7 protein-coding genes and 1 other RNA gene are annotated in these 7,852 nt (G+C 59.1%); 7 read left to right on the top strand and 1 reads right to left on the bottom strand.

All coding sequences use genetic code 11. The features are described 5' to 3' along the window. Window positions 1-295: 295 nt before the first annotated feature. On the top strand, window positions 296-937 hold the full coding sequence (locus QZN75_RS05785; RefSeq protein ID WP_292425972.1) for an FmdE family protein: 642 nt from the start codon (window positions 296-298) through the stop codon (window positions 935-937). A gap of 45 nt (window positions 938-982) precedes the next feature. Here QZN75_RS05785 and rnpB read toward each other — a convergent pair. Beyond that, window positions 983-1,327: RNase P RNA component (gene rnpB, locus QZN75_RS05790), an RNA gene on the bottom strand. A 135-nt stretch (window positions 1,328-1,462) separates the two neighbouring features. On the opposite strand from rnpB, the gene QZN75_RS05795 reads away from it, so the two are divergent. The 6 genes from QZN75_RS05795 to QZN75_RS05820 form a co-directional block, all read left to right on the top strand. Then, on the top strand, window positions 1,463-2,038 hold the full coding sequence (locus tag QZN75_RS05795) for a TIGR00296 family protein (RefSeq protein WP_292425975.1): 576 nt from the start codon (window positions 1,463-1,465) through the stop codon (window positions 2,036-2,038). A 47-nt stretch (window positions 2,039-2,085) separates the two neighbouring features. After that, on the top strand, window positions 2,086-3,537 hold the full coding sequence (tgtA, locus tag QZN75_RS05800; RefSeq protein WP_292425978.1) for a tRNA guanosine(15) transglycosylase TgtA: 1,452 nt from the start codon (window positions 2,086-2,088) through the stop codon (window positions 3,535-3,537). After that, window positions 3,534-5,180 carry an archaeosine synthase subunit alpha gene (gene arcS, locus QZN75_RS05805; RefSeq protein WP_292425981.1) on the top strand — a complete coding sequence of 549 codons (1,647 nt, stop codon included), beginning with the start codon at window positions 3,534-3,536 and terminating at the stop codon, window positions 5,178-5,180. The genes tgtA and arcS overlap by 4 nt, the downstream gene beginning before the upstream one ends. Window positions 5,181-5,252: 72 nt before the next feature. Beyond that, complete coding sequence (locus tag QZN75_RS05810) at window positions 5,253-6,473, top strand: Re/Si-specific NAD(P)(+) transhydrogenase subunit alpha (protein WP_394339492.1); 1,221 nt, start codon at window positions 5,253-5,255, stop codon at window positions 6,471-6,473. Then, window positions 6,470-6,781 (top strand): NAD(P) transhydrogenase subunit alpha, encoded by a 312-nt coding sequence (locus tag QZN75_RS05815; RefSeq protein WP_292425988.1) that lies wholly within the window; start codon window positions 6,470-6,472, stop codon window positions 6,779-6,781. The genes QZN75_RS05810 and QZN75_RS05815 overlap by 4 nt, the downstream gene beginning before the upstream one ends. A 1-nt stretch (window position 6,782) precedes the next feature. Beyond that, a partial coding sequence (locus tag QZN75_RS05820) for an NAD(P)(+) transhydrogenase (Re/Si-specific) subunit beta (RefSeq protein ID WP_292425991.1) occupies window positions 6,783-7,852 on the top strand: 1,070 nt, incomplete at its 3' end.

A 7,852-nucleotide genomic window follows, 5' to 3' on the forward strand; every position in this document is an offset into this window, starting at 1 on the left:
ATTGGGTACCAGGAACTTATCTAATAACCACCGCCGTATTCACGACTGGGTATAGAATCAGGCACCGTACGGGACGTAGTTTTATTAATTTGATATAGTTAACTCATTACCGAAAATAGCGGTAGAAAGCACCGGGACCAGACGCAGTTTTCTTCTCACCTGCCTCTCACGGGAATATACAAGACCTCCCGGTATTACCATCCATAAAAAGCCTGTTACCTCCTGGGATAACACAATACGGATAACAAACAGAGAAAATAAAATGTTTAATGGGATGACCCACCAAGTGATCTTCATGGAAAAAGGACACCATCACCACGATCCCAAGGAGTTTTCTGCCCGCATGAAAGCCTGCGGCGTTCCAGACCGGGTACAGGAATATATGATCCGCTGCACCGAATTTCACACCGCCCCTGCACCCGGAGTACTGATCGGTGCCATCATGGTGGATTATGCCCTCGAACTGCTCGAGGCAAACCCTGAAGAGAAACTTTTTGCCGTCTGCGAAACACCCAAGTGCCTTCCGGACACGCTTCAGGTAATCGCCCACAGTACAACCGGCAACGGGAGACTAACGGTCCTGCCCATCGGGAAATTCGCCATAACCGTCAACCGGGCATCCGACAGCAGCACTGCGGAGGGCGTGAGGGTCTGGGTCGATAGTGAAAAACTCAAAAATTTCCCGGTCATCGATATGTGGTATGCAAACAGCCCGCAATACCAGAAACACACGATGGGCACCAGCCTTCAGGAAGAGATCTTCCGGGCAAAAAGGGAGATCCTCTCTACCGAACGGGTGCGGGTGCCAGTCACCGGCAAGCTGAAGTGGAAACCTGTCATCTGTCCCTCCTGCGGCGAGAGTGTGCCTGACTACCTGATCGTAGACGGGAGATGTGCAGCCTGCAGTTCAAAGAAATATTACGAAAAACTCCTGTAAGGGAAAAACCAGACAACAGTTTCTTAATTTTTTTTTAAGATAGGTGAGTGGGAGGAGTAAGCCTCCTTCTGTTCATGCGGCATTCAGCTCTGCGCCATACCCGGGCGGATACCGAGCGATCCATTGCCCTGTTCTGGCTTGCACCCGCAGGGTTTCGCCGTTTCACCGTATCCTGTTCCGTTAAAACGCTCAGCGGGTTACTCATGCACGAAAAACGTGCACTTCTCGCCGTTTAAGGCTCGGCCGCATCATGACTGGGAACAGGCCGTGTCGTTTCTGTGCCATTGCCGTGACTCTCGCCACCCATACTTGCGTATGGCTGCGTGCCCGGTGGGTGGGGGGACTTTCCTCAGCAGCACAAAGGCTACCGTCAGCCGCTCTCTCCCTCTCACGACTACATATGCGCGAACGAACCTTAATAATGGCACAGATCGCCGGAGCCGGCGGCGCTTTTTGTGGTTTTCCGGAGGGATAACTAATTAAACGGGCCCTGCAGAAAGTCTCACAGAACAGGAGACGTGTGCCATGCAACTACTGACTGCCGATGAAGGATTGCTTGCCGTCCGGCTCGCCCGGGGGGCGATTGAGTATACGATCACAAAAAAGCCAAAACCGATGATCACGCTGACACCGGTCTTTGGGGAGAAACGCGGGGTTTTTGTGACCCTGACCAAAGGTGGCGAGCTCCGGGGCTGCATCGGGTTTCCCTACCCGGTCCTGCCCCTTGGCGATGCCATTGAAAATGCTGCAGTCGCTGCCGCTCTCGAAGACCCCCGGTTCCCGGGAGTAAAAAAGGCAGAAGTCGCCTCCCTTGATTTCGAAGTAACGGTCCTTACCGCCCCTGTCCCCCTCGACTGCGACCCGGCCGACCGCCCGGCCCATGTTGAAGTCGGACGCCACGGTCTTATTACCCGTGGCTACGGCACGAGCGGCCTCTTACTCCCGCAGGTGGCAACGGAGTATAACTGGGATGCAAAAACATTCCTCGACAAGACCTGCGAGAAAGCGGGATTGCCCACCCACTGCTGGCAGCAGCCCGTCATCGAGATCCTTACCTTTGAAGGCCAGATCTTTACCGGCTCGTTTAAGGGATCGGTTTAACAAAAAGCGGAGCATACAGTTAAAGACAAGAGGAGTACCCCCGCGGCATGGCGATTTCATTCGAGAGTCTGGACAGCGATATTGCAGGACGGACCGGTAAACTGGTAGTCGGGAAAAAAGTGATCCGGACACCGGCGCTGCTCCCGGTCATCAACCCCCACCTGATGCTTGTCACCCCAAAGGAACTTAAGGGTATGGGTGTCGAGGCGCTTATAACGAACGCCTACATTTTTTCGCAGAGCAAACAGTACAGCGAAAGAGTAAAAGAGGAAGGCCTCCACAAGCTGCTCGATTTTGACGGCGTTATCATGACCGACTCAGGCTCGTTCCAGCTCTCGGTCTACGGGCAGGTTTCGATCACGAACGAGCAGACCCTCACCTACCAGCGCGATATCGGGAGCGACATCTGGGTGCCGCTCGATATCCCCACCTCCCCGGACGCGGACCGCGAGACCGCGGAACGGGAACTCGGCATCACGATGGAACGGCTCCGGGAGGCAAAGGAACTCTTCGGGAACGATGCACCGATTGCCGGGCCGGTGCAGGGAAGCCTCTACCCCGACCTCCGCGAGCGGGCGGGAAAGGAAGTCGGCGACCTCGGCTTCTCCTTCTGCCCGATCGGTGCGGTCGTGCCGCTCATGGAGTCCTACCGGTACCGGGACCTCGTGGACGTGGTCCTTGCCGCAAAACGCACGCTCCCCCGCTCGGCCTGCATCCACCTCTTCGGTGCCGGCCACCCGGTGATGTTCGCGCTTGCCGCCGCGATGGGCTGCGATCTTTTTGATTCCGCTGCCTACGCACTCTATGCAAAAGAGGGGCGGTATCTCACTACGCACGGGAGTTTCAAGATCGACGAACTCGCCGATCTTCCCTGCTCGTGTGCCGTCTGCCGGAGCCATACGGCTGAACAGCTCCGCACCGCAAAAGACCGGACCCGGCTTCTGGCCCTCCATAACCTAGCCGTCACCCTTGCCGAGATTGCGAGGATCCGGCAGGCGATCACCGACGGCACGCTCTGGGAACTCGTGGACGAGCGGTGCCGGAACCACCCCCAGCTTCTTTCGGGGTACCGGCGGCTCCTCCAGCACAACGCGGAACTCGAACAGTATGACCGGGCCCACAAGCGCCGGTTCTTCTACCGGGGCGACGAGAGCTGCGCCCGTACCGAAGTGCTGCGGTACCAGCGCCAGCTTACCTGGCTGCGCCTCGGGGAAAATGTCCTTGTCGCGTGCGACAACGGCATCCGCGAGGGATACGACACAGTCCTTTACTTCAAGCCGCCGTTCGGACCCTATCCCCCGGACTTAAAGGAGACCTTCCCCATCGGCCAGAGCGAGATCCCTGAATGGGATGCGGCGATGGTCAGGCAGGGATGCAGGGGGATCCGTATGCTTGCAGACAGCCACAAGGAATCCAGGATCCGGGTCTGCGGCCTTCATGCCGAATGGAAAAACATCTTTGCCGAAGAAATCGGCAACGCCGCGGAGCTGATCGAATGATCCGGATCGATATCAGGAAACGCGACGGCCTTGCCCGGTCCGGTATCCTCACCTGCGAGAGCGGGCCCGTCCCGCAGGTGTCGTTTCCCGCGGTGCTCGAAACAGAAACCGTTTTTCCAACGCTCGTGGCACGCGGCGGCACTAATGTCCCGCTTTCTGCACCTGCGGAATTTGTAAAGACCTACATCCCCCGGGGCCCGGACCAGCCGGTCACCATCCACCCGGCGCTTGCGAACCCGGCCCAGAGCGGCAATGTCGTGATGGTCGCCAACTGGCACACGGCCCTCTCAAATCCCCGCAGGTATGCCGGGTGGCTTAAAAATATCCGGGAGAAGACGCCGGCCGACACGCTCTGGTACGCGCCGGGCACTGCCCTCCCGTCAAACGTCCACATCCTCTGCTACACGGGATTTGGCCTCTTTGACTACATTGCCGCCGATCTCAAATCCGCACAGGGCCTGTTCTGCACGCCCGAAGGAGAGTTCCCGGCCGATGCACAGAAAGCCGGCATCTGCGCGTGCGAGGGCTGCCGGAACGGCGACCTGAAACTGCACAACCGGCTCGCCCTTGAAGGCGAGGTTGCGCTCGTCCGGTATTTTATCGGGCAGTCAAAACTCCGGGAGCTTGTCGAAGCCCGGTGCCGGATGAACGCAAACCACGTCGCCATCATGCGCCACCTTGACGCGGACTATGCCGGGACCGAACCGTATGCCCCGGTCGCACGGAGCGGTGTGATGCGGGCAAACTCCGGGGAATCGATGCAGCGGGTCGAGGTCCGCAGGTTTGCCGAACGGCTTCTTTCCCGGTACAAACCCCCGAAGGCAACGGTTGCCGTTCTCCTGCCCTGCTCGGCAAAGAAACCTTACTCGCTCTCTCAGAGCCATCGCCGGTTCCAGATGGCGATTGCCGGCCGGGCCCATGAACTCATCATCACATCGCCGCTCGGCCTTGTCCCCCGGGAACTCGAATGCGTGTACCCCGCGATGCACTACGATGTCCCGGTCACCGGTTACTGGGACGCGGAGGAGTACGCGTACATCTCGGACATTGTCGCCCGCTACCTTGCCCTGCACAAGTACGAGCGGGTGATCGCCCATCTCGAAGGCGGGGCGCTCAGGGTCGCGGAGATGGCGGCAAAGACCTGCGGGATCACGCTCGAATATTCCTGCCGCGAGCACCCGACCAGCGATGAAGCCCTCTCACAACTCAGCCGGGCACTTGACAGCGAACGCCGGGTAAAGGACGACCGGCTCCACGGGATGCTCTCGTACCAGTTCGGCTGCGATGTCGACACGAAAAGCATGCTCTCCCGGGGCCATTTCCCGGAGCTGTTCTATTCCAAGGGCAACATACAGCGCTTTTCCATCGACACCGGGAACGGCCTGCTGCGCCCGACCTTTGAGGGCTGGGAACTGATCCCGCAGGGCTACCGCGTGACGATCAGCGACTTTTTGCCCGAGGGCGACGTGCTCGTGCCGGGCGTGGTCGATGCCGATCCCGCAATCCGGGACGGCGACGAAGTGCTCGTGGTCGGGCCAAAGGCGACCGCGACCGGCCGGGCCGCGATGTCGGCGGCGGAAATGAAAAATTCCAAGCGCGGCGTTGCCGTCCGGGTGCGTAAAATAAAGAAGCTTGCCGTTTAACCTATACGATACATTGCAGATCATCCATGGAGTGAGAATGTTGGTTTGTAGCAAAAAAGCCGAACACCAGGAGTGGGGTTTTTGAGCGCCCCTGTCATTGCACAGGACGTAAAAGGGACAATCCCGGCCGGTTCGAAGGGACCGACTGCTATGCCGGTCGTCATCGCAGTTCCAAAGGAACAGACCCCCGGGGAACAGCGCGTGGCAACAGTACCCGAGGTTGTCCAGAAATTCACAAAATCCGGCTATGTGGTCCGGATTGAGCATGACGCAGGGACGAGCGCATATTACCCCGACGCGCTCTATACGACCGCCGGTGCGAAGATCGTGTCCAGCCGGACCGAACTGTTGAAAGGCGCCCGGATCGTGCTCTGCGTCCAGCCCCCAACCGTTGCCGAAGTCGATCAGCTCGATGAAGGCACTATCGTCATCGGATTCATGAACGCAACGCATAATCTTGAGGCCATCGCCCGGATGCGCGACCGGAAAGTCACAGCCTTCGCCCTCGAGTTTGTCCCGCGGATCTCCCGTGCCCAGAGCATGGATGCCCTCAGTTCCCAGGCAACTGCCGGCGGGTACGTGGCTGCTGTCCTTGGAGCTGATAACTGCCCGAAGTTCCTCCCGATGCTGACGACGGCCGCGGGCACGATACGGCCATCAACGGTGCTCATCCTCGGTGCAGGCATCGCCGGTCTTATGGCGATCGCCACAGCAAAACGGCTTGGCGCCCTTGTCGAGGCCTATGATGTCCGGCGCGCCGCTGGCGAGCAGGTCCGGAGCCTCGGCGCCAAGTTTATCGAGCTCGAGATTAATGCCGAAGGCCAGGGTGGTTATGCCCGCGAGCTCACGCCCGAAGAGAAGGCACAGGAGCAGCAGATGGTCTCTGCCGCGGTCGCACGGGCAGACATCGTCATCACGACGGCTGCAATCCCCGGCCGCAAGGCCCCGGTCCTTGTCACAAAAGAGACCGTCGCAACGATGCGGCCGGGTGCCGTCATCATCGATATGGCAGCCGAATCGGGAGGCAACTGCGAACTGACACAAGTTGGAAAGACCATCCGGGAGCATGGCGTCATGATCATCGGACCGCAGAACCTCCCGGCCCGGGTGCCGTTCCACTCGAGCCAGATGTACGCAAAGAACCTCCAGTCGTTTCTCACGCTTCTTATCGAAAAGAATGGCGCGCTCGTTACGGAATTCACGGACGAGATCCTTACCGCGAGCCTCCTTGTCCATGGAGGCGAGGTGCGTCATAAGCCGACGCGTGACCTCATGAACGGAGTGAAACCATGATAGACACAACCACGCTCTGGACGGCCATTTATATCGTGATGCTGGCCGCGTTCACCGGCTACGTCGTCATCAGCCGGGTCCCCGTTATTCTCCACACGCCGCTGATGAGCGGCTCGAACTTCATCCACGGGATTGTGCTTGTCGGCGCAATGGTTGCCCTCGGCCTCGCGACAACGCCCCTGGAACAGATCATCGGATTTATCGCGGTCGTCCTTGGTGCGGCAAATGTCACCGGCGGCTACGTGGTCACAGAACGGATCCTCCAGATGTTTGACCGCAGCGGGAAGAAGCCCAAAAAGGGTGCCTGAGATGATCGACTTCTCCTGGGCTATCGACCCGGTCTACATTGCGACGATCTTCTTCTTCATCGTCGGCCTGCAACGAATGAGTCACCCGCTCACTGCCCGGAGCGGGATTGTCTGGGCCGGCGCCGCGATGTTGATCGCGACGCTCGTCACGTTTCTTACCCCGAACCTCACCAACTTCACCCTGATGGCAATTGCAATTGTCATTGGAGGGGGCTTCGGCTACATCGCGGCAAAGCGCGTCGGTATGACCGATATGCCCCAGATGGTTGCGTTCTACAATGGCATGGGCGGCGGCGCAGCTGCCGGAATCTCGGCGGTCGCACTCCTCGGCACCACCACTGCCACCTCCGGTTCACTCGCCGTCATCGGCGGCCTCATCGGAGCCGTCTCGTTCTCGGGGAGCCTCATCGCGTTCCTGAAACTCCAGGGCTGGATGCGGCCACGGCCGATCACCTTCAAGGGTCAGCAGGTCGTCAATATGATGATCTTGGCCCTTGCCATCGTGTCCGGTGTGCTCGTCCTCTGGCACCCATCGTGGATCCCGCTCACTGTCGGTATGTATCTCCCGCTGTTCTTTGTCCTCTCGCTTGGGTTCGGGTTCCTAATGACACTCCCTATCGGCGGTGCTGATATGCCGGTCGTTATCTCGATGTACAACGCCTTCACCGGACTTGCTGTCGCACTCGACGGGTTCTCGTTCGCGACCCCCAACTATGCAATGGTCATTGCAGGTATCATTGTAGGCGCCGCGGGTTCGCTGCTCACGCTCCAGATGGCGCGGGCGATGAACCGCTCGATCTCGAATGTCTTTTTCGGTGCATTCGGTGCGACGGAGGAGAAAGAGATGCAGATCCAGGGCAGCATGAAGTCGATTGAGGCTGACGACGTCGCAGTCATGCTCGCCTACGCGAACAAAGTGATCATTGCCCCCGGCTACGGTATGGCGGTCGCCCAGGCCCAGCAGAAGGTCAAGGAGCTAACCGACGTGCTCGAGAGCAAGGACATTCAGGTGAAATTCGCGATCCACCCGGTGGCCGGCCGGATGCCCGGGCACATGAACGTCCTCCTCGC

Origin of the sequence: Methanoregula sp. (genome assembly GCF_003170075.1) — an archaeon.
In the GTDB taxonomy this organism is placed as follows: Archaea; Halobacteriota; Methanomicrobia; order Methanomicrobiales; family Methanospirillaceae; genus Methanoregula.

Excerpts from the sequence above, each read along its gene's own strand:
- tgtA (WP_292425978.1), top strand. The coding sequence starts at position 2,086 with ATGGCGATTTCATTCGAGAGTCTGGACAGCGATATTGCAGGACGGACC.
- QZN75_RS05815 (WP_292425988.1), top strand. The coding sequence starts at position 6,470 with ATGATAGACACAACCACGCTCTGGACGGCCATTTATATCGTGATGCTG.
- QZN75_RS05795 (WP_292425975.1), top strand. The coding sequence starts at position 1,463 with ATGCAACTACTGACTGCCGATGAAGGATTGCTTGCCGTCCGGCTCGCC.
- QZN75_RS05785 (WP_292425972.1), top strand. The coding sequence starts at position 296 with ATGGAAAAAGGACACCATCACCACGATCCCAAGGAGTTTTCTGCCCGC.
- arcS (WP_292425981.1), top strand. The coding sequence starts at position 3,534 with ATGATCCGGATCGATATCAGGAAACGCGACGGCCTTGCCCGGTCCGGT.